Source organism: Salmonella sp. NW1250, assembly GCF_051812965.1.
Lineage (GTDB): Bacteria > Pseudomonadota > Gammaproteobacteria > Enterobacterales > Enterobacteriaceae > Salmonella > Salmonella enterica.
On sequence record NZ_JAMNDD010000013.1, the window covers coordinates 1 to 19,974 of the forward strand.

18 protein-coding genes, 1 tRNA gene and 1 pseudogene are annotated in these 19,974 nt (G+C 51.3%); 6 read left to right on the forward strand and 14 right to left on the reverse strand.

What is annotated here, in order from left to right:
- Window positions 1–97: 97 nt before the first annotated feature.
- Window positions 98–745: a nitrate/nitrite response regulator protein NarP gene (narP, locus tag NBA72_RS19420; RefSeq protein WP_001115500.1), complete on the reverse strand. Its 648-nt coding sequence runs from the start codon at window positions 743–745 to the stop codon at window positions 98–100.
- 818 nt (window positions 746–1,563) lie between these two features.
- Here narP and pagL point away from each other — a divergent pair.
- Window positions 1,564–2,127 (forward strand): lipid A 3-O-deacylase PagL, encoded by a 564-nt coding sequence (gene pagL, locus NBA72_RS19425; RefSeq protein ID WP_077684044.1) that lies wholly within the window; start codon window positions 1,564–1,566, stop codon window positions 2,125–2,127.
- Between the two features lie 192 nt (window positions 2,128–2,319).
- Here the strand turns inward: pagL and NBA72_RS19430 are convergent, their stop codons facing one another.
- The 5 genes and pseudogenes from NBA72_RS19430 to NBA72_RS19450 all read right to left on the reverse strand — a co-directional run bounded on the left by NBA72_RS19430 (window position 2,320) and on the right by NBA72_RS19450 (window position 4,719).
- A complete protein-coding gene (locus NBA72_RS19430) occupies window positions 2,320–2,508 on the reverse strand; it encodes a virulence protein MsgA (RefSeq protein WP_042949173.1) in 189 nt (62 codons plus the stop codon).
- Window positions 2,502–2,594: pseudogene (locus tag NBA72_RS19435) on the reverse strand (hypothetical protein); the annotation flags it as partial. The gene NBA72_RS19430 and the pseudogene NBA72_RS19435, both read right to left, overlap by 7 nt.
- Window positions 2,550–2,626, reverse strand: a tRNA-Pro gene (locus NBA72_RS19440). The pseudogene NBA72_RS19435 and the gene NBA72_RS19440, both read right to left, overlap by 45 nt.
- 73 nt (window positions 2,627–2,699) lie before the next feature.
- Window positions 2,700–4,460: an LPS biosynthesis-modulating metalloenzyme YejM gene (gene yejM / locus NBA72_RS19445; RefSeq protein WP_000256155.1), complete on the reverse strand. Its 1,761-nt coding sequence runs from the start codon at window positions 4,458–4,460 to the stop codon at window positions 2,700–2,702.
- 31 nt (window positions 4,461–4,491) lie between these two features.
- Window positions 4,492–4,719 (reverse strand): YejL family protein, encoded by a 228-nt coding sequence (locus tag NBA72_RS19450; protein WP_001135904.1) that lies wholly within the window; start codon window positions 4,717–4,719, stop codon window positions 4,492–4,494.
- A gap of 179 nt (window positions 4,720–4,898) precedes the next feature.
- On the opposite strand from NBA72_RS19450, the gene yejK reads away from it, so the two are divergent.
- Both yejK and NBA72_RS19460 read left to right on the forward strand, forming a co-directional pair.
- Window positions 4,899–5,906, forward strand: a complete 1,008-nt coding sequence (gene yejK, locus NBA72_RS19455; RefSeq protein WP_000050806.1) for a nucleoid-associated protein YejK — start codon at window positions 4,899–4,901, stop codon at window positions 5,904–5,906.
- 27 nt (window positions 5,907–5,933) lie between these two features.
- A complete protein-coding gene (locus NBA72_RS19460; RefSeq protein ID WP_000033429.1) occupies window positions 5,934–6,554 on the forward strand; it encodes a hypothetical protein in 621 nt (206 codons plus the stop codon).
- A 108-nt stretch (window positions 6,555–6,662) separates the two neighbouring features.
- On the opposite strand, the gene rplY is transcribed toward NBA72_RS19460, so the two are convergent.
- Window positions 6,663–6,947, reverse strand: coding sequence for a 50S ribosomal protein L25 (rplY, locus tag NBA72_RS19465; protein ID WP_000494192.1), 285 nt, complete (start codon window positions 6,945–6,947; stop codon window positions 6,663–6,665).
- Between the two features lie 124 nt (window positions 6,948–7,071).
- Window positions 7,072–8,832: a DEAD/DEAH box helicase gene (locus NBA72_RS19470; RefSeq protein WP_042949012.1), complete on the reverse strand. Its 1,761-nt coding sequence runs from the start codon at window positions 8,830–8,832 to the stop codon at window positions 7,072–7,074.
- A gap of 151 nt (window positions 8,833–8,983) precedes the next feature.
- On the opposite strand from NBA72_RS19470, the gene rsuA reads away from it, so the two are divergent.
- The 3 genes from rsuA (at window position 8,984) to NBA72_RS19485 (ending at window position 11,632) form a co-directional block, all read left to right on the forward strand.
- Window positions 8,984–9,679 (forward strand): 16S rRNA pseudouridine(516) synthase RsuA, encoded by a 696-nt coding sequence (gene rsuA, locus NBA72_RS19475; protein ID WP_001234836.1) that lies wholly within the window; start codon window positions 8,984–8,986, stop codon window positions 9,677–9,679.
- Window positions 9,680–9,706: 27 nt separating this feature from the next.
- Window positions 9,707–10,897, forward strand: coding sequence for a Bcr/CflA family multidrug efflux MFS transporter (locus NBA72_RS19480; protein ID WP_000213349.1), 1,191 nt, complete (start codon window positions 9,707–9,709; stop codon window positions 10,895–10,897).
- Window positions 10,898–11,287: 390 nt separating this feature from the next.
- Window positions 11,288–11,632: a YejG family protein gene (locus NBA72_RS19485; protein ID WP_001094639.1), complete on the forward strand. Its 345-nt coding sequence runs from the start codon at window positions 11,288–11,290 to the stop codon at window positions 11,630–11,632.
- A gap of 3 nt (window positions 11,633–11,635) precedes the next feature.
- Here the strand turns inward: NBA72_RS19485 and yejF are convergent, their stop codons facing one another.
- From yejF to mepS, 6 genes are all read right to left on the reverse strand, one after another.
- Window positions 11,636–13,225, reverse strand: a complete 1,590-nt coding sequence (yejF, locus tag NBA72_RS19490) for a microcin C ABC transporter ATP-binding protein YejF (RefSeq protein ID WP_042949013.1) — start codon at window positions 13,223–13,225, stop codon at window positions 11,636–11,638.
- A gap of 1 nt (window position 13,226) precedes the next feature.
- Entirely contained in the window at window positions 13,227–14,252 is a 1,026-nt protein-coding gene (locus NBA72_RS19495) for an ABC transporter permease (protein WP_001137748.1), read from the reverse strand.
- Complete coding sequence (locus tag NBA72_RS19500) at window positions 14,252–15,346, reverse strand: microcin C ABC transporter permease YejB (protein WP_000501623.1); 1,095 nt, start codon at window positions 15,344–15,346, stop codon at window positions 14,252–14,254. The genes NBA72_RS19495 and NBA72_RS19500 overlap by 1 nt, the downstream gene beginning before the upstream one ends.
- 9 nt (window positions 15,347–15,355) lie before the next feature.
- Window positions 15,356–17,161 (reverse strand): extracellular solute-binding protein, encoded by a 1,806-nt coding sequence (locus tag NBA72_RS19505; protein WP_000561742.1) that lies wholly within the window; start codon window positions 17,159–17,161, stop codon window positions 15,356–15,358.
- A gap of 106 nt (window positions 17,162–17,267) precedes the next feature.
- Window positions 17,268–18,824 carry a cyclic di-GMP phosphodiesterase gene (locus NBA72_RS19510; protein WP_000957763.1) on the reverse strand — a complete coding sequence of 519 codons (1,557 nt, stop codon included), beginning with the start codon at window positions 18,822–18,824 and terminating at the stop codon, window positions 17,268–17,270.
- Between the two features lie 325 nt (window positions 18,825–19,149).
- Complete coding sequence (gene mepS, locus NBA72_RS19515; RefSeq protein WP_000241015.1) at window positions 19,150–19,722, reverse strand: bifunctional murein DD-endopeptidase/murein LD-carboxypeptidase; 573 nt, start codon at window positions 19,720–19,722, stop codon at window positions 19,150–19,152.
- Window positions 19,723–19,974: the final 252 nt, after the last annotated feature.

Here is a 19,974-nt window from a genome sequence, read left to right on the forward strand (position 1 = left end):
GACGCCCGGCGGGCGGTGATAGAGCGCAGTATCCGGCTGGCGCAGGAGAAATAAGACCCTGACGGCCCGGTGGCGTGGCGCCATCGGGCCTGGCTTGTTACTGCATTCCGCGTGTTTGTAAAAATAGAATGGTCGCCGCGACGCGCGAGCGCACGTTTAGTTTGCGAAGTAGATTACGAATGTGCACCTTAACCGTCTGCTCAGAAATATTCAGTACTGACGCAATCTGTTTGTTAGAAAGCCCCTGCGCCAGCTCATGCAAGACATCTAACTCTCGTTCGGTCAGGATACTAAAGGGATCTTCCTGCGCGCCAAACCGTTCGCGCTCACGCAGATATTCATTGACCCGATCGCTAAAGACTTTACCGCCGTTAGCGCCTTTGCGAATGGCCTCCAGCAGCACTTCCGGATCGCTATCTTTGAGCAGATAACCGTCGGCGCCGGCGTCGATCAGCGCGTAGATGTCGCTGGCGGAATCCGAGACGGTAAGAATAATAATTTGCGCCGTCACACCATCCCGGCGTAGCGCGTTCAGGGTATCTAACCCGCTCAGACCTTTCATATTCAGATCCAGCAGGATCAGATCGGGCTCAATGCGATTCGCCAGATCGATCGCACTCGCCCCGTCACCCGCTTCGGCAACGACATAAAAAGCCGGGTCCAGTTCCAGTAATTGACGAATACCTCGCCGCATAAGTGGATGGTCGTCCACAATAAGCACCTGAAAAGGTGTTACTTCAGGCATGCTATATCTCCTGAGTTTTATTAGAATGATTATTGTTTTCAGCGCGGAAATCGTCCAGATTTGCCACATTGTCAAGCGCGTAAATTTTACCCTAATTAGTGCATGGGTAAGTAGTAAAACCTGTGACAGGCTAGTAATTAGCTGAACGATAGAAAGGATAAAACAACCCGTTGTGAGAGAAAACAGAATACTCCCTGAAGTTGAATACTGGTCTGGACGCTTTTTTCGGACAATGTGACATAACAGAAGTGTGGCATATGTAGCTGCGCCCTTGCCCCCGTAAGTCCAGACTATCTTTACTGGCAGGAAACTCCTTATTAAAAGTCATAGCGTCTAAAGCTTGTCATTATTAACAAATTATTTTAATTGAATTTATTTATGGTTTTATTAATGTCAATGAAATACATCTGAGCAGAACGAATAAACCGCGACATCTGTTAAATTAAATATTAAGTCAATAGCAGAGGTATTTTTATGCGATAAAGAGATTCTGACGATATTCTTATCATAAATGAAAATGTGGTCAGGAATGAGAGTCATTCACTTATAACTTATCCTGGATGTGCCTGAACAACACTCGCGGCGTTTTGAGCACCCGTTGGGGCGACTCAAGGGGAGAGCGTAGTGAGTATGTTTTGATTTCTGCACACAGTCCATGTCCAGCCTGTTTGCATCAAAAATGCTGGTTGGAGTAATTATGAAAATAATATTAATACTGGATGCTATATCAGCCGTTTCTGTGAGCGTAAGCGTGGGGTAGAAAATTTTAAATATGTTAGCCGGTTAAAAATAACTATTGACATTGAAATGGTGGTGGAGTGTATATGAAGAGAATATTTATATATATATTATTACTTTGCGCATTCGCATGTTCTGCTAATGATAATGTTTTTTTTGGCAAGGGCAACAAGCATCAGATCTCTTTTGCTGGGGGAGAAAGTATAAGGAGAGGAGGGGTTGAGCACTTATATACGGCATTTCTGACATACAGTGAACCCAGCGATTTTTTCTTTTTACAGGCAAGAAATAATCTGGAGTTAGGAGGATTTAAGGCTAAGGGTAGCGATGATTGCAGTAAACATTCTGGCAGCGTTCCCTGCAATAAATATAACCAGGGCGTATTGGGTATCTCGAAGGATGTGGCGCTGGTTCATTTCGCTGGTATCTATACCGGTATTGGTCTGGGGGCTTATATAAAATCTAAGTCGCGAGATGATATGCGTGTCAATTCTGCATTTACCTTTGGAGAAAAAGCGTTTCTTGGCTGGAACTTTGGGGCTTTTTCTACAGAAGCTTATATCCGGCATTTCTCGAATGGATCACTCACGGATAAAAATTCAGGGCATAATTTTGTAGGTGCTTCAATTAGTTATAATTTCTAAAGTTGAATAACAATTAGCGAGTTGCTGGCTGAAGGAGTAATTCATCACCGTACGTTGTCTACAAAAACGTGTTGTGACTAGCCGATCGTTATCGGCCCTATGGCGACAGGGAGGCTAATTGTTAGTGACAAAGAAGTGGTAGGCCGTTTACCTTACCAGAACGTTTTATTATTGCTGCGACAGATTGCTTACTCATTTACCAGCCACTACAAACATTTCTTCCAGCATAGGGTGTAGATGCGCTTTTTCTGTTTTAGTACAAACATGGTTTACGTTATTTGCCTGCATTGACTTTACGTTGACCACTGCACAGGAAAGATGTCCGATCAGTTCATGCAAAATAACGTCTCTGGCATCAGCTAACTTTTTAATTGCAGGCATAAAAAAACCAGCCCTGAGAGGCTGGTTTTTAAGGGGAATTTTGGTCGGCACGAGAGGATTTGAACCTCCGACCCCCGACACCCCATGACGGTGCGCTACCAGGCTGCGCTACGTGCCGACTTGTGGGTGCTAATACTACCTCTTTCCAACGCGAATGCAAGGGGAAACGGTGCTAACTGATTTATAATTAATCAGTTAGCGATAAAACGTTTCTCTTCTGTTAGCACTTGCAGCAGCAGACTGAGCTGCGGCTTCTGATCTTTGATCTTCTCGCCGTGTAAGTCATAGGTCTGATAATGACCGTTATTATTGAGCACCAGAGTCATTTGCGGCGTCGTGATTGCCAGCGTACTGCCGTCTGCCGCCGTTACCCAGTTATGGCGACGTGGAACGGTAAAGATGTCCTGGCCCTGTGAATATTCGTTCGCTGGCGTGCTGACATGTAACAGGCGTTGCATCAACGTGGTCATCACATCGGTATGATCGGTAAGCACATTAATACGCTGCGCAGGCGTCCCCGGCCAGTGGATCACCAGCGGTACTTGCAGATGACCTTGCGACCAGTCGAAGCGATTTTCTTCCGGCGTCAACGGTATGCCGCGTCCTGCGGTAATGATCACGACGGTATTGTCGAATTTACCGGCCTCTCGCAGCGCGTTCAGAACCCGATTGATTTGCGCATCCACGTCGCTGGCGGCGCTAGCGTAACGCTTAACAAAATTCTTCTGATTACTGTCATCAATGTTAGTACCGTTAAACGATACCCATGAGAACCAGCGGTTATCTTCCTGTGCGTAGCGTCCAAGCCAGTCTATCCACTGGCTGGCCGTTTGCGCATCAGACTGCGTCTGCGCTGTCGGCATCGAGAAATCGGACAGTAATGCCTGACGGTAGAGCGGGCTGGCGAAGCCATCCGAAGAAAACAGTCCCAGTTGATAGCCTTGCTGATTCAACGCGGTAATGAGCGCCGCAGGGGTTCTGGTGGATAACACGCCATCCATATAGCCTGGCGATATGCCATAGAACAGGCCGAAAATACCGTTATCAGTGGTATTCCCTGAACTCATATGACGGGTGAAGTCGATGTTTTGCTCGGCAAATGTAGCCAGCTCCGGCATCTGCTTCTCAAAGCGGGAATAGTTCAGGCCGTCTACGGTAATGAGCAGCACATTCTGACCGGTGCCCATATCGCGATAGTGCAAATTGCTGAGCGGGTACTGAACGGAGACCGCTTCCGGATTGCCTTGCTCTACCAGACGGCGCTGATATTCCTGCGCATCCAGCAGACCGTGTTTTTCAAGAAAACGTCGCGCCGTCATCGGATAAGAGAGCGGCAGGTTTGCCCGCTGCATGGTAATCGGCCGGTAAAAATTAGCGTCTGCCCAGATGTAGATAAGATGCGATGCGATAAAGGAGACGAAAAAGAATGCCGCAAGCGGCCTTGCGAAATGGCGACGGCGCGTGAGACTGCGCAGCTTTTGCCAACTCCATGTCGCAAATAGCATCTCAATCAATAAGATAACCGGCACGCTAATAAACATAAGCTGCCAGTCGCGCGCCATTTCGTTCTGGTCAGGGTTGATGACCAGCTCCCAGACAATGGGATTAAGGTGCAGGTGAAAACGGGTAAAGACTTCGCTGTCAATAAGCAACAACGTCATACCCGCGGTCGCCAGAATGGCTGATAAAAACCGCATCAGCCGCTGGGACATCACGATAAACGTGAGCGGAAAAAGAATAAGCAAATAGGTGGCGAACACCAGAAAGCTAAAGTGCCCGACAATGCTCAGGTAGGAGTATATGCGACCCGCAAGCGTTGTCGGCCAGTCGGCGACAAACAGGTAACGGCTGCCGAGCAACGTAGCCAACAGTATATTGAACAGAGCGAACCAGTGCCCCCAGCTAACCATCTGGGAGACTTTTTCACGGTAGCGCTGACGATGAGTTACCATACCTGTCGCTTGTTTCTCCGGAGTCGGCTTTTTAGTGCGCGTTGTCTTCGCTAATCGAAGACTGCAAGGCGCGGGCAAAAGAGTTCGCAATCGCCTGGCGTTGAGCCGGCGCAACACTGGTGTTGATAAGGTTGGTGACCATATTTCCCAGCACCATCAGGGAAAGATCGGTCGGCGCCTTATGTTTTTCCAGTACACTGAGCAGTTCGCTCAGCAGTTGTTCAACATGTTCATCACTATAGCGGGAGAGTTGTGGCATAAATCAAAATCTGTTTGTTCATGAAAGGGCAACATATTACCGTAGCAACAGTTTTTTTTCTGCATTTTTATCCCCTAAATCATTCGCGTTACGGATAACGCCTGAAATGACAGGGCGATTGCTTGCGTCTTCCGGCAGGCGGTGGTTGAATACCGCCCGGTCTTAAAGGAGAGTTTATCATGAGTCTGGATATCAACCAGATTGCCCTGCACCAGCTTATCAAGCGCGATGAGCAAAATCTTGAGCTGGTCTTGCGCGATTCATTGCTGGAGCCGACAACCACCGTTGTCGAGATGGTGGCTGAACTGCATCGGGTCTATAGCGCCAAGAATAAGGCGTATGGCCTGTTTAATGAAGAGAGTGAACTGGCGCAAGCGCTGCGGTTGCAACGTCAGGGGGAAGAAGATTTTCTTGCCTTTAGCCGGGCGGCGACCGGACGCCTGCGTGACGAACTGGCGAAATATCCCTTTGCGGACGGCGGCATTGTATTGTTCTGCCATTATCGCTACCTGGCGGTGGAGTATCTGCTGGTTACGGTACTGAACAACCTGAGTAGTATGCGGGTCAATGAAAATCTGGACATTAACCCGACGCATTATCTTGATATCAACCATGCGGATATCGTGGCGCGTATCGATCTTACCGAGTGGGAAACTAATCCGCAATCGACCCGCTATCTGACGTTCCTGAAAGGTCGGGTAGGGCGCAAGGTTGCTGACTTCTTTATGGATTTCCTCGGCGCCAGCGAAGGGTTGAACGCCAAAGCGCAGAATCGCGGCCTGTTGCAGGCAGTGGATGATTTCACCGCAGAAGCGCAGTTGGATAAAGCAGAACGTCAGAACGTGCGTCAGCAGGTGTACAGCTACTGCAACGAGCAGTTACAAGCCGGGGAAGAGATTGAGCTGGAATCACTGTCTAAAGAGCTTTCCGGCGTCAGTGAAGTCAGCTTCAGCGAATTTACCGCCGAAAAAGGCTATGAGCTGGAAGAGAGCTTTCCGGCGGATCGCAGTACGCTGCGCCAGCTAACCAAATATGCCGGCAGCGGCGGCGGGTTAACGATTAACTTTGATGCGATGCTGCTGGGCGAGCGGATTTTCTGGGACCCGGCGACCGATACCCTGACTATCAAAGGGACGCCGCCGAATCTGCGCGATCAGTTGCAGCGACGCACGTCGGGCGGGAAATAAAGGCATACGACATAAAAGGACGCTGTAGTGAGTAAAGGAATACGTCAGAAGCCGCCTGTTAATTTCAGTTTATTTCGGCAGGTTTTGTATGCGCACATTGTCGCATTTTTGATGATGTTGGTGCTCGGGATGGTGTTCACCGTTCTCTCGTTGGTACTGTTTTATACTTATGGCGCCAACTGGTTACTGAGCTTGTTCATATGCCCGCTGTTCTTGTTAAGTGGTTTATTCATTACTGGATTTGCTTTTAAATCAACCTGGTCCAGCATACGTTACTATTACGACAAGGGGCAGTTGAAACGGTATGGACTCAATCTTGATGCAACTTTGACGCATAAAGAGAAGGTGGAAATACGCATCGATAATGCAAAGCGTCAAGTGCGTGTAGATGAACTGGAGCTCCATGTCTTATTTGATTTTCAGTTTGATAGCAAGACATGGAGCTGCGGCGACTTACTGACCAATGAAAAGGTATTTGATGCGTTGAATGACGGGCAAACTATACCAATACGAATTTTGCCATGGAAACCGGAAAGTGCCAGCGTTCGTCAACGGGCATTATTCAATCGGCTTAAAGGTATGAATACCGCGGCGGAAACTACAGATCCTCGATTAGGGGAGGCGCTAATTGAATGTGGCGAGGTGTAAGAAAGCAGAAAAGCAAAGTGGGTTCTCGTTGCTCTGCATGTCGTCAAATTCAATTAAACGCATAAAAAAACCCCGCCGGGGCGGGGTTTTTCTTCAACTTCCAGGCGATTACGCGCGAACGAAGTCGATGTGAGTCAGCTTCGGTTTGTAAGCGTGACGCTGTACAGCCTGAGCTTTAACTTTTACTTCTTTACCGTCAACAACGAGGGTCAGAACTTCGCTGTAGAATTCAGCTTTAGCTTGCATGTTCATCACCTGGTCGTGGTCCAGTTCGATAGCAATCGGGGCTTCAGAACCGCCGTAGATGATTGCCGGGAACTTGTTAGCGGCGCGCAGGCGGCGGCTCGCACCCTTACCCTGCTCTTTACGTACTTCTGCGTTGATAGTAAACATTTAAATCTCTCTTTAATAATTCCTGCTACAGGCGACCCAGCAACAGGTAAGTGATCTGCTTTGCGTATGCAAAGGCGGGCGGGATTCTATACTCAAATCGCCGTTACATCAATGAAAAGTACAATTAACCACGTAATTCGTGCGCCCGGCGGAAGCGGCCTTCATAGTCGAACACTTTTTCACGCACCTGCCAGTACTGGCCTTTCATCCGCGCGACCACAAAATCGGGATGCCGCAACAGCGCCTGCTGCGCGACAATATCCGCCGCCGTGATCCAGCGTAAAGGAACGCCGGGCGTGCGCGTATGCGGGCGAATAAATAGCTGTTCGAAAGCGGTACGCTGGGCGGGCGTGTGCAAGCGGAAGCGCTCACTGACATCCGCGCCGTCCTCGTCATAGTAAGTGATTTTCAGCCATTCGCCTTTCTCATCTTGCCCATGCTGCATCGTCATTCCGCTACAGCGCAGGACTAACGCATCCTTGAGCCTGAGCGCCGCTTTTAACATATCGTCCGGGTCGACCAGAATAGCGTCACATTCCCGGCAGCGTCGGGCGGCAATATCGTTTTCGGCATTACACTGCGGGCAGTTTTTGAAGCGAAAGCGAAAATCGCACTGCTCGCGATGGCCGTCGTCATCCTCAAACCAGCCCTGGCAGCGACGACCAAAGTGTTCAATCAGCGTGCCGTCGGCAGTGGTTTTCCCCCAGAAGGTGTTGGCAAAGCCGCAGGCCGGGCAAAATACCTGGACAGGAACGTTATCGCTTTTTCCCTTCGGGCTACCGACCTCCGGGGCATACAGGTCGTGCGGGTTGCCAGCGTAATCAAGAATCAGGCAATCGGTCTTTCCCGGCGCAAGGCGCAGACCACGCCCGACAATTTGTTGGTAAAGACTAACTGACTCGGTGGGACGTAGAATCGCGATGAGATCAACGTGTGGGGCGTCAAAGCCGGTGGTCAGCACCGAGACGTTAACCAGATAGCGAAAACGCTGCGCCTTGAAATTATCAATCAGCGCATCGCGCTCGGGCCCTGGCGTATCGCCGGTAATCAGCGCCGCGTCTTCCGCCGGAAGCAGACCGACAATCTCTTTCGCATGTTCGACCGTGGCGGCGAAAATCATCACGCCTTTGCGCGTTTGCGCAAATTCCATAATCTGGCTGATGATGTGCGGCGTAATCCGCTGCTGCTTTTTCAGCTCGCGGTTCAGGTCGGCTTCGCTGAACAGCCCATTGCTTTGGGCCTGCAGGCGGCTGAAATCGTATTGGACCACTGGCATATCAAGCCGCTCAGGCGGCGTCAGATAGCCGTGTTTAATCATATAGCGCAGCGGCAGTTCATAAATACAGTCGCGAAACAGAGCGTTGTCGTTGCCGCGCACCATACCGTGATAATGAAATTGATAAATCCAGCCTTTTCCGAGGCGAAAAGGCGTGGCGGTGAGTCCAAGCAGACGTAAGTGAGGATTAACTTTACTCAGGTGAGTGAGGATTTGCTGATACTGACTATCTTCATCGTCACCGATGCGGTGGCATTCATCGACAATCAACAGCGAAAACTCCTCCTGGAAGGCGTCAAGATTACGCGCCACCGACTGTACGCTGCCGAACACGACTTTGCCCTGACTCTCTTTACGTTTGAGTCCGGCGGCGAAAATATCCGCTTCCAGCCCCAGCGCGCAATATTTGGCGTGGTTCTGCGCGACCAGCTCTTTCACATGCGCCAGCACCAGTACCCGTCCGCGGGCGACGCGCGCCAGTTCGGCGATCACCAGGCTTTTACCTGCGCCGGTCGGCAGAACAATCACGGCGGGCGTACGGTGGCGGCGAAAGTGGCTGAGCGTGGCGTCTACGGCTTCTTGCTGGTAGGGGCGGAGTGTAAAAATCATGGTCTCACTACGTTAAACGGTTCCGGGAATAGTATGCCATGAATCATTTCCCTTGAGGGATATAGTTAGCCCGCTATACTGAGCGGATAGCAATTCCCTTTTTTCGGGTAGAATGCCCGATTTCCGTATTATTACAGGCTAAATCACACACATGCGACTTGATAAATTTATCGCTCAGCAGCTTGGCGTCAGCCGCGCTATTGCCGGGCGTGAAATTCGTGGTAACCGCGTTACCGTCGATGGCGACATCATTAAAAATGCGGCCTTCAAACTGCTCCCGGAACATGCGGTTGCGTATGACGGCAATCCCTTAGCGCAGCAACACGGGCCACGCTATTTTATGCTTAACAAGCCGCAGGGATACGTTTGTTCAACCGATGATCCCGATCATCCAACGGTACTGTATTTCCTGGATGAGCCGGTGGCGTATAAGCTGCATGCCGCAGGACGTCTGGATATCGATACTACCGGTCTGGTGTTAATGACAGATGACGGTCAGTGGTCGCACCGCATTACGTCGCCGCGCCATCACTGTGAAAAAACCTATCTGGTGACCCTGGAGTCGCCGGTGGCCGACGATACGGCAGCGCAATTTGCGAAAGGCGTGCAGTTGCATAATGAAAAAGATCTCACTAAACCCGCTACGCTGGAGGTGATAACGCCTGTGCAGGTCCGTCTGACCATCAGCGAAGGCCGTTATCATCAGGTGAAGCGGATGTTTGCCGCAGTAGGCAATCGCGTTGTGGAACTGCACCGCGAACGGATTGGCGCCATTACGCTGGATGAGAATCTGGCTCCCGGCGAGTATCGCCCGTTGACTGAAGAAGAAATCGCCAGCGTCGGCTAACTATCTCGTTAATTTCAGGAGTTCGATGTGACCACCCGGCAGCACTCTTCCTTTGCCATTGTCTTTATCCTTGGCCTGTTGGCCATGTTAATGCCGCTGTCGATTGATATGTATCTTCCAGCGCTGCCGGTGATTTCTGCGCAATTCGGCGTGCCTGCCGGTAGCGCGCAGATGACGCTCAGCACCTATATTCTGGGGTTTGCGCTGGGTCAGCTTATCTATGGACCGATGGCGGATAGCCTCGGGCGTAAGCCGGTCATCCTGGGCGGGACGCTGGTATTTGCTGCTGCGGCGGTCGCCTGTGCGTTGGCGCAGACTATCGATCAACTGATCGTGATGCGTTTTTTCCACGGTTTAGCGGCCGCGGCGGCAAGCGTCGTCATCAATGCGCTGATGCGGGATATTTATCCAAAGGAAGAGTTTTCGCGCATGATGTCATTTGTCATGCTGGTCACTACGATAGCGCCGTTAATGGCGCCCATTGTTGGCGGCTGGGTGTTGGTATGGTTAAGCTGGCACTATATCTTCTGGATACTGGCCATTGCGGCGATTCTGGCGTCAGTCATGATCTTTGCTTTGATTAAAGAGACGCTGCCCGTTGAGCGGCGTCAGCCTTTTCATATTCGTACCACAATAGGTAACTTTGCCGCGTTGTTTCGCCACAAACGCGTACTGAGCTATATGCTGGCGAGCGGGTTTAGTTTTGCCGGTATGTTCTCTTTTTTGAGCGCGGGGCCGTTTGTTTATATCGAAATTAATCATGTTCCGCCGCAGGATTTCGGCTACTACTTCGCGTTGAACATCGTATTTCTGTTTGTGATGACGATTATCAACAGCCGTTTTGTCAGACGGGTAGGGGCGCTAAACATGTTTCGGGCCGGGCTATGGATTCAGTTTGCGATGGCGGTGTGGATGGTTTTCAGCGCGCTGATGGGCATTGGATTCTGGGCGCTGGTGGTCGGCGTTGCGGCGTTTGTCGGCTGTGTGTCGATGGTTTCGTCCAATGCGATGGCGGTCATTTTGGATGAGTTTCCGCATATGGCCGGAACGGCGTCTTCGTTGGCGGGCACTTTCCGCTTTGGTATTGGCGCTATCGTCGGCGCGTTGCTGTCGCTGGCTACCTTTACCAGTGCGTGGCCGATGATTTGGTCGATTGCGCTTTGCGCCGCCTGTTCCATTCTGTTTTATCTCTACGCCAGCCGTCCCAAAAAACGGTGACGGGCGCGCTGTCCCTCAATGGCGCCGAAGAATGCGCAGGCGGCGTTGGGGGACGCTATCCGCTACACGATGGCAAAGCCAAACGGCTTTCATAGTTGATGTATATCAATTACCAATTCATCATTTTCCTCCTTTATGTTTATTTTATGTAAAATCCATTTATGTAAAAAGTCACATCATTGTAGTTAAAAAGGTTGAGTTAGATCGCAGAAACGGGTACATATAGCCCGCCGCTATCTCCGCGTCGGTAAAACTATTTTAACTCCCGCTTGCTGTAGAGCCACTGACGGAGAGAAGGGCGTTAGCAATCTGTTTAAGGACGGGTTGTCAATGATGTGTTAATATAAATGTAAGTAAATTGTGAAGTAATTGTGCTTCCGGGGAAAGAAAGTGAATACATTACAGCTCTCAATTGTTCACCGTCTGCCGCAAAACTATCGCTGGTCGGCGGGTTTTGCGGGGTCAAAGGTTGAACCGATTCCGCAAAACGGGCAGAGCACCGAGAATAGTCTGGTGGCGCTTAAACTGTTGAGTCCGGCAGGCGATAGCGCGTGGTCAGTGATGCATAAGCTCAGCCAGGCGCTAAGCGATATTGAAGTTCCTTGCTCCGTGCTGGAATGCGAAGGGGAACCGTGCCTGTTCGTTAATCGTCAGGATGAGTTTGCCGCCACCTGTCGGCTGAAAAATTTCGGCGTGGCGATAGCGGAACCTTTTTCTAACAATAATCCTTTTTAGGCGTCAGCTTAACGCGAGTAGCTGACGCGTATAGGCCTGTTGCGGTGCGGTAAACACGCGCTCGCATTGCCCCTGTTCAACCACCTCCCCCTGCCGCAGCACGATAACCTGATGGCACAGCGCGCGTACTACATGCAGATCGTGGCTAATGAAGATATAGGCCAGACGGTGCTTTTGCTGGAGCGATTTCAGGAGGGCAAGAATCTGCGCCTGAACGGTTTTATCCAGCGATGAGGTCGGTTCATCCAGAATAATAAGGGACGGTTTTAAAATCAGCGCCCTGGCGACGGCGATACGTTGACGCTGGCCGCCGGAAAACTCAGCGGGATAACGATGCCGCGTTTCCGGGTCCAGGCCGACTTCCATCATGACCGCTTTCACCTGCTGTTCGCGCTGCGCGCCTGAAAGCGTAGGCTGGTGGACGCGCAGGCCTTCTTCGATAATTTGCAACACGTTTAAACGCGGGTTTAGCGATGAGTTCGGGTCCTGGAATACGACCTGGATACGGTGGCGAACAGGTAAAAGCTGGCGGCGGTTTAACGTATCCAGCGATTGACCGTCAAACACGATGCGGCCTTCGGAGCGGATAAGCCGTAACAGCGCCAGACCGGTGGTGCTTTTTCCCGATCCTGACTCGCCGACCAGACCCAGCGTTTCACCTGGATGCAGGGTGAAACTGATATTGTTAACCACCACATTATGATCCACGACGCGCTTCAGAATGCCTTTGCGGATCGGGAAGGCGACGCGCAGCCTGTCCACTTCCAGCAACGGCGTCTGCCTGGCGGGGAGCGGAACCGGATCGCCTGTGGGTTCGCTGTTGAGTAGTTTTTGCGTGTACGGATGGGTCGGCGCGGAGAGCAGCGTGTCGGCGCGTTGGTTCTCTACGCAATTACCGTGTTGCATTACCGCCACTGAATCCGCCAGTTTTTTTACAATGCTGAGGTTATGGGTGATAAACAGCAATCCCATATTGAGCTCGCGCTGGAGTTCCCGCAGTAGAGATAAAATCTGCGCCTGTACGGAGACGTCGAGGGCGGTGGTCGGCTCATCGGCGATCAGTAATTCCGGCCGTGTTAACAGCGCCATGGCTATCATGACGCGCTGGCGTTCGCCGCCGGAAAGCTGATGCGGATAATCGCGCAGACGCTGGCTCGCCTGGCGGATACCGACCCGATCCAGACAACCGATCATCTCCGCCCTTGCCGCCTCCCGACGCATTCCCCGATGGAGCGACAGCACTTCATAGAGCTGTTTTTCCAGCGTATGCAGCGGGTTAAGTGAAACCATCGGTTCCTGAAAAATCATGGCGATTTTATTGCCGCGCACGCCGCGTAGCGTCTGCTCGCTGGCATGAAGCAATGATTCGCCGTGAAAGCGAATATCGCCGGAGAGGTAGACAGCGGGAGGGGTAGGCAAAAGACGCAGAATGGAAAGCGCCGTCACACTTTTTCCTGACCCGGACTCGCCGACCAGCGCCAGCGTTTCCCCGGCGTTCACCTGTAACGAAATGGCGTTAACGACAGGGCGCACGTGCTGTTGCTGACGGAAACCTACCGATAAATTTTCAATCGCAAGCAATGGAGATGTCATCTTATACCGCCTTAGCAGGATCAAAGGCGTCGCGTACCGCTTCGCCGATAAAAATCAGCAGCGATAGCAGAATGGCGACAGACAGAAAGGCGGCGATCCCCAGCCAGGGAGCCTGTAAGTTGTTTTTCCCCTGTAAAAGAAGTTCGCCGAGAGAAGGGGAGCCAAGCGGCAGACCAAATCCCAGAAAATCCAGCGACGTCAGGGTGGTGATGGAGCTACATAAAATGAACGGTAAAAATGTCAGGGTAGCGACCATCGCATTAGGCAACATATGGCGCAGGATAATGTCACGATCGCTGACGCCAAGCGCCTGCGCGGCGCGGATATAGTCAAAATTGCGGGTCCGTAAAAACTCGGCGCGCACCACGCCCACCAGACTCATCCAGCCAAACAGTACGGTTATGGCCAGCAGCCACCAGAAGTTAGGCTGCACTACGCTGGAAAGTAAAATAATCAGAAACAGGGTCGGCATCCCCGACCAGACTTCGATGAGACGTTGCCCCCATAAATCGACTTTGCCGCCATAATAGCCCTGTAGCGCGCCCGCCAGTACGCCCATGACGCTGGAGCAAATCGTTAACATCAGGCCAAATAAAATAGAAATGCGGGTGCCGTACAGGATGCGGGCGAAAACGTCGCCGCCATTCGCATCGGTGCCCAGCCAGTTTTTCGCCGAAGGCGGGGAGGGGAAAGGCTGCGTGGTGGCAAAATTAATGGTATTGGCGCCAAAGCGTACGGGGGCCCACAACACCCAGCCCCGATTCTCAAGCTGCCGTTGGAGCCAGGGGTCCTGATAGTCTGCCGTTGTCGCCAGCGGGCCGCCGAAATCGCGCTCGCTGTAATTTTTTACCAGCGGAAAATACCACTGGCCTTCATAGCGCACCAGCAATGGCTTATCGTTAGCAATCAGTTCCGCGCATAAGCTCAGGCTGAACACGATCAGGAAAATCCATAGTGACCAGTAGCCCCGGCGATTATGGCGGAAACGCGCCCAGCGGGCCTGATTGACCGGGCTTAATCGCGGCATTATCGTCCCTCAAAATCAATGCGTGGATCGACCAGCGTATAGCTGATATCGCTCAGGATATTCAGTAATAAGCCAATCAGGGTAAAGATATAAAGCGTGCCGAACATCACCGGATAGTCGCGCGAAACAGTTGCTTCATAACCCAGCAGCCCCAGGCCGTTGAGCGAGAACATGACTTCAATTAGCAACGAGCCGGTGAAAAACATACTGATAAAAGTGGCGGGAAACCCGGCGATCACCAGCAGCATGGCGTTACGAAAAACATGTTTCCAGAGAATGTTTTTTTCACTCACGCCTTTAGCGCGAGCGGTAACGACATACTGTTTACGCACCTCGTCGAGAAACGAATTTTTCGTCAGCATCGTCAGGGCGGCAAAACCGCCGATGACGGTCGCCAACACTGGCAGCGTAATATGCCACAAATAATCGGTGATTTTCTGGTACCACGGTAACGTGTCAAAGTTGGCGGAGACCAGGCCACGTAGCGGAAAGATATCGTAGTAGCTGCCGCCGGCAAAAAAGACGATTAATAAAATAGCGAACAGAAAGGCGGGGATCGCATAACCGATAATGATAAACGCGCTGCTCCACACATCAAAGCGACTGCCGTTATGGACGGCTTTGCGAATCCCCAGCGGGATAGACACCAGATAAATAATCAGCGTGCTCCATAATCCCAGGGTAATGGAGACGGGAAGACTATCTTTGATCAGCGTTAGTACGGATGCGCTGCGAAACAGACTGTCGCCGAAGTCAAAAGAGAGATAGTCCCGTAGCATCTTGAAATAACGCTCATGCAGCGGTTTGTCGAAGCCGTAGCGATGGGTGATCTCCGCGATCACCTCCGGATCGAGTCCCCGGCCGCCGCGATAATGGCTGTCGCTGATATTGCCGACGCCGGTTTGCGCATGACTGGCGCGAACGCCTTCGCCGCTGGCACCGGGCAACGCGCCGCCCTGACCAAATTCAATCGCGGCAATCGCCTGATCGACAGGGCCGCCGGGAGCGATCTGCACGATAAAAAAGTTAATGGTAATAATAGCCCATAGCGTGGGGATCACCAGTAACAGACGGCGGATAAGATAGGCACCCATTGATTCTTACTACCTCCTGGCTGCCGGTAGCTTGGCGGCTTTGTTGACATCATACCACCAGGTATCTAACCCGATGGTATATACCGGGCGAATCGCCGGATGGGAGAATTTATCCCACCAGGCGAGCCTGTCTTGCGCCATATACCACATCGGCAGCATGTAATAGTTCCAGGTCAGCACGCGATCCAGCGCCCGTCCCAGCGGCACCAGTTTCGCTTTATCACCCTGCGCTGCGATAATTTGCGCGATCAGCTTATCCACCACCGGGCTTTGTACGCCGGGAGCGTTATAACTGGAGTCAATGTATTCCGACGCCCATGAGATTTGTAGATCGGAGCTGGGCCAGGGCATCGCCCGCCATAGCCTCGGCATCATGTCATAGTCGCGGCTACGCATCCGGTTGGTGAGCTGAGAATTATCAACCTGACGGATAGTCATCGTAATGCCCAGACGCTGAAGATTATGCTGGAAGGGCAGAACCCACTGGCTATTACTGCTGGCAGGAAGGAGAAGTTCAAACGTCAGGGGCTTACCGGTGACGCTATTGACCCGTTGCTGTCCGTTGATCACCCATCCGGCCTGCGTCAACAAGGCGTCAGCTTTAAGAAGATTTTCGCGATCGTAGCCGTCGCCGTTAGAGACCGGCGGCTGATAGATCTGAGTGAAGACTTCAGGAGGAAGATCTTTTTTCATCGGCGCGAGTAATACCAGCTCATCGGCGTCAGGGTAATTTCTGGCGGCGTACTCGGTATTCTGGAAGTAACTGTTGGTTCGGCTCCAGGCATTATAGAACAGCGCTTTATTCATCCACTCAAAATCGAAGGCCAGGGTGACAGCTTCACGTACCCGCCGGTCTTTAAATACCGGGCGCTGAATATTAAAGGCCAGCCAGCGTGTGTCCTGCGCCGACTCGTTTTTCTGCTCTTCTTTAATGATGTAATGATTATCGAAATTTTTACCGATGTAGCGCGTTGCCCAGTTTTTAGCGTCGTTTTCCAGCCGTAGATCAAATGCGCCCGCTTTAAACGCCTCGAAAGCGACATTGTCATCAAGGTAGTAATCGTAGCGGATAGTGTCGAGGTTAAAACGTCCACGATTGACCGGCAGATTAGCCGCCCAGTAGTTTTTGACGCGTGAATAGACAATGTACTGGCCCATTTTCCACTGAGTAATCCGGTATGGCCCGCTGGCTAAGGGCGGCGTTGAAAGTGGATCGCTGAGTTTGTGATTTTTCCAGAATTTTTCGGGCATGATCGGTAGTGAAAACAGACTAAGCATGTCTTCTTTACCAGGCTTCGCCAGCTCAATTCGCACGGTTAAAGGCGCAATCGCCTTCACGGTAGTACCTTTATAGACCAGACGGAACTGCGGTACGCCTTCGGTCATAAACTTATGAAAGGTAAAGGCCACATCGCGGGCGGTAATGGGCGTGCCATCGTGAAAACGAGCGCGGGGGTTAATCGAGATTTCCACCCAGGAATAGTCGGCTGCATAGCGGGCATGGTCGGCAATCAGCGGATAATAGCTTCCGGGCTCATCATCCGAGGTGGTAAAAAGCGTATCGTAAAGGGCTTCGGTACGTACGCCGGGATTGCCGCGCAGCGAATAGCGATTGAAATTATCGAACGTACCAATGGCGGAAAGCGTCATCTGACCGCCTTTCGGCGCAGCAGGATTCACATAATCAAAGTGATCAAAGTTAAAAGCATACTTAGGTTCGCCGAGTACGGCGAAAGCGTAGCTTTCTTTGATTTCCTGGGCCTGGGCGCCAGCGCTAACCAGTGCGACAAGCAGAAGCATTACGCGCGCAATCATCTGAAGGCGGTTTCCTTATCGTATTGCCCGCTGCAAACCGGCAGGCGTTTCGCTGAATAATAAGTGACGTTGCGTCTGATGTGAATCCGTTAAAACCGTAAGGGGACTACCATTCAGGCACGGAAGGCGCCGACATCCACAGCACGAAATCTTTTAGGGGTAAAGGACGGCTAATCCAGTATCCCTGCAAGTAATTAACACCGTGATCGCGTAGCCAACGGGCCTGCTCCGGCGTTTCAACGCCCTCGGCCACCGTCAGCATATTCAGGCGTCTGGAGAGCGTCAGCACGGTATCCAGAACCGGAGACGTGACGGTTTCCGTGCCGATCGCCTGGATAAAGCCGCGATCGATTTTCAGATAATCTAAAGTAAATCGCTCCAGATAAATCAGGGCGCTATGGCCTGTACCGAAATCATCTATAGCGATTTCAAACCCGGCGGAATGCAGCCATTCGAACAGTTTGGCCGCTTCATACTGCTGGAGCATATCGCGTTCAGTGATTTCCAGCACGATATGAAAATGGTGCGCGGGCAGGGCGTCCCTGAGCCGGTGCATATCCTCTTTAAAACTGTCGCTGTGCAGATGTTCCGGCGCGATGTTAATGCCAAATTTGGCACCGACGGGCATCACCTTCTGTAGCGTGGGTGCGTCGCGGGCGATCAGCTCGAACAGATGCTGCGTTAACGGTACGATAAGTTGCTGCGCTTCGGCATAGTGGATAAAGGCATCCGGCGGAATCTCGCCTGCCGTAGGGTGACGCCAGCGCAGTAAGACTTCAAGCCCGGTGACGCTTAGCGTACGAGTATCGACGACGGGCTGATAAACCACATAAAACTGCTCGTGTTTGATCGCCGTTAAAATCTCTTTGCCCGGTCGCGTCCGGAGGGCATAGATAAAGTAACAGATAAACCCCGCTACGATGCCGCTAATGCAGCCCAGCATCAACGCATACCACAAGTCATTGTAGGTCCAGCTATCGGCATAAAGCTGTATTTTAAGCGGCAGGCCGTTGATAGTTGCCTGTCGTGAAGGCGTGCCCGGCAGCTCCGCGACGGTCAGCAGACGCGAAGAAAAGGTCGACAGCGCGGTATTGCCGACAATCAGCGCGATGCCGTTAAAATCGTCCTGGCGCGTGGTATAGAGTAAGTAGGGCGTCAGGTTAATATTCAGCGATGTGAATACGCCGCTGTCATTTAATAATGGGTTTCGATACCAAATCACCATTGTCGGTTTGTTGGGCATCATTGGCGTGCCGGGCAGAATCGCCATAGCAACGTCTTTGCGGATATCTATATCCGGTACCAGTTGCTGAAGCGGCATATTCATGGCGCCAGTGGCGGAAGAGCAGAACACTTTTTTATCTTTAATCAATAAGAAGGCGCGGACATTAAGGCTAAAAGCGGCTCTTGAGGTGAGTTCTGCGCCAACCTGCTGACAGGTGTTGATCGTCAACGGCTGAAGAATATCGGTGGTGGCTTTCAGGTCGGCGAAATAGCTGGCCAGGTAATGTTGTACATCAGAAAGGAGCGTATTGTATTTAACATCCCGTTTATGCCACGACAGGAAAAATTGCAGGCTACCAATAAGTAATGCTGCTGCCATCCCCGTAATGATACAGGTAAGCAGGATTTTCCGACCGGAAGAGGAGTCGCGTGTAAGCATAATTCCTGGTATGACCTGAAAAGGCGGATGCCGGTTAAACTGGTTGATTTATAAGACTATAGCCTGGATTACCCTGGATAGTCATGCTTTTCTGTGATGCGCAGGAAAGCGTATTGTCGCAGTAGGCGTTGGGGGAAACGACCTGAATGCCTGATGGCGCTATGTTTATCAGGCCTACGTTCGTGTGTTGTAGGCTGGATAAGAGGCCACACGTCGCCATTCGGCAAAACGGATTCAGAAGGGATAATAAGCAAAAGCACTGCCGAAGCAGTGCTTTTTATGTCGTCTCATCAGGTAAGCCAAGGGAGGTGCTGCCTGATGAAGATTAACTGCGGCTCAGAACTCGACGCGCTTCATTGTAGCGTTTTTTCCAGTACGGTTCGTTCATACTGGAGATAATGACGCCGCTACTGGTAGACGCATGGACAAACTGGTTATTGCCGATATAAATACCGACATGACGACCAGTGGAACCGGCGCGGAACAGAACCAGATCGCCCGTACGCAGGTTATTGCGTGAAACCGCTTTGCCCATTTCCTGCTGTTCATAGGTTGAACGCGGAAGCTCTAAACCAAACTGTTCACGGAAGGTGCGCTGTACAAAGCTGGAACAGTCGACGCCTTTCTTAGTGCTGCCGCCCAGGCGGTAACGCACGCCTTTCCAGTCAGCATACTGATCCATAATCCGCGACTTAACGTCGAGGTTACGCACCATATTTTCAAATTCATCCTGAGAAGCTTGCAGTGAAGAGCTATCGCTATTGCCCACAGCATGCGTCTCAGAATGCATATTCTTTGCGGTATTGGTGGTTGTGCTACAAGCAGAAAGCAGAACCGCAACTGCAATCGCAGGAATCCCGCGCAAAATATATCTCAAAATCGGTTGAGATTTGACCATGTTGTTTGTTTTCCCTTGAAGTCCTTAACGATAAATATCGTTATAAAAATGCCAAACGTGATGAGACTAATTACCTGCACAGCTTGAGACAATTCTTTGTGCACAAATCTGTGGCGGAACGCACAAATTTATTCGCAATGAGAATAATTATCTGGCGAGGCAAAACGAGTTTGAGATTACCCGATTGTTGCTGTCATTGCGAGCGATTTCGCGTGATTTTTTATAAGAATTTATGATACGAAAAGTGAACTA

Excerpts from the sequence above, each read along its gene's own strand:
- narP (WP_001115500.1), bottom strand. The coding sequence starts at position 745 with ATGCCTGAAGTAACACCTTTTCAGGTGCTTATTGTGGACGACCATCCA.
- NBA72_RS19430 (WP_042949173.1), bottom strand. The coding sequence starts at position 2,508 with ATGCCTGCAATTAAAAAGTTAGCTGATGCCAGAGACGTTATTTTGCAT.
- yejM (WP_000256155.1), bottom strand. The coding sequence starts at position 4,460 with ATGGTAACTCATCGTCAGCGCTACCGTGAAAAAGTCTCCCAGATGGTT.
- NBA72_RS19450 (WP_001135904.1), bottom strand. The coding sequence starts at position 4,719 with ATGCCACAACTCTCCCGCTATAGTGATGAACATGTTGAACAACTGCTG.
- yejK (WP_000050806.1), top strand. The coding sequence starts at position 4,899 with ATGAGTCTGGATATCAACCAGATTGCCCTGCACCAGCTTATCAAGCGC.
- rplY (WP_000494192.1), bottom strand. The coding sequence starts at position 6,947 with ATGTTTACTATCAACGCAGAAGTACGTAAAGAGCAGGGTAAGGGTGCG.
- NBA72_RS19470 (WP_042949012.1), bottom strand. The coding sequence starts at position 8,832 with ATGATTTTTACACTCCGCCCCTACCAGCAAGAAGCCGTAGACGCCACG.
- rsuA (WP_001234836.1), top strand. The coding sequence starts at position 8,984 with ATGCGACTTGATAAATTTATCGCTCAGCAGCTTGGCGTCAGCCGCGCT.
- yejF (WP_042949013.1), bottom strand. The coding sequence starts at position 13,225 with ATGACATCTCCATTGCTTGCGATTGAAAATTTATCGGTAGGTTTCCGT.
- NBA72_RS19495 (WP_001137748.1), bottom strand. The coding sequence starts at position 14,252 with ATGCCGCGATTAAGCCCGGTCAATCAGGCCCGCTGGGCGCGTTTCCGC.
- NBA72_RS19500 (WP_000501623.1), bottom strand. The coding sequence starts at position 15,346 with ATGGGTGCCTATCTTATCCGCCGTCTGTTACTGGTGATCCCCACGCTA.
- NBA72_RS19505 (WP_000561742.1), bottom strand. The coding sequence starts at position 17,161 with ATGATTGCGCGCGTAATGCTTCTGCTTGTCGCACTGGTTAGCGCTGGC.
- NBA72_RS19510 (WP_000957763.1), bottom strand. The coding sequence starts at position 18,824 with ATGCTTACACGCGACTCCTCTTCCGGTCGGAAAATCCTGCTTACCTGT.
- mepS (WP_000241015.1), bottom strand. The coding sequence starts at position 19,722 with ATGGTCAAATCTCAACCGATTTTGAGATATATTTTGCGCGGGATTCCT.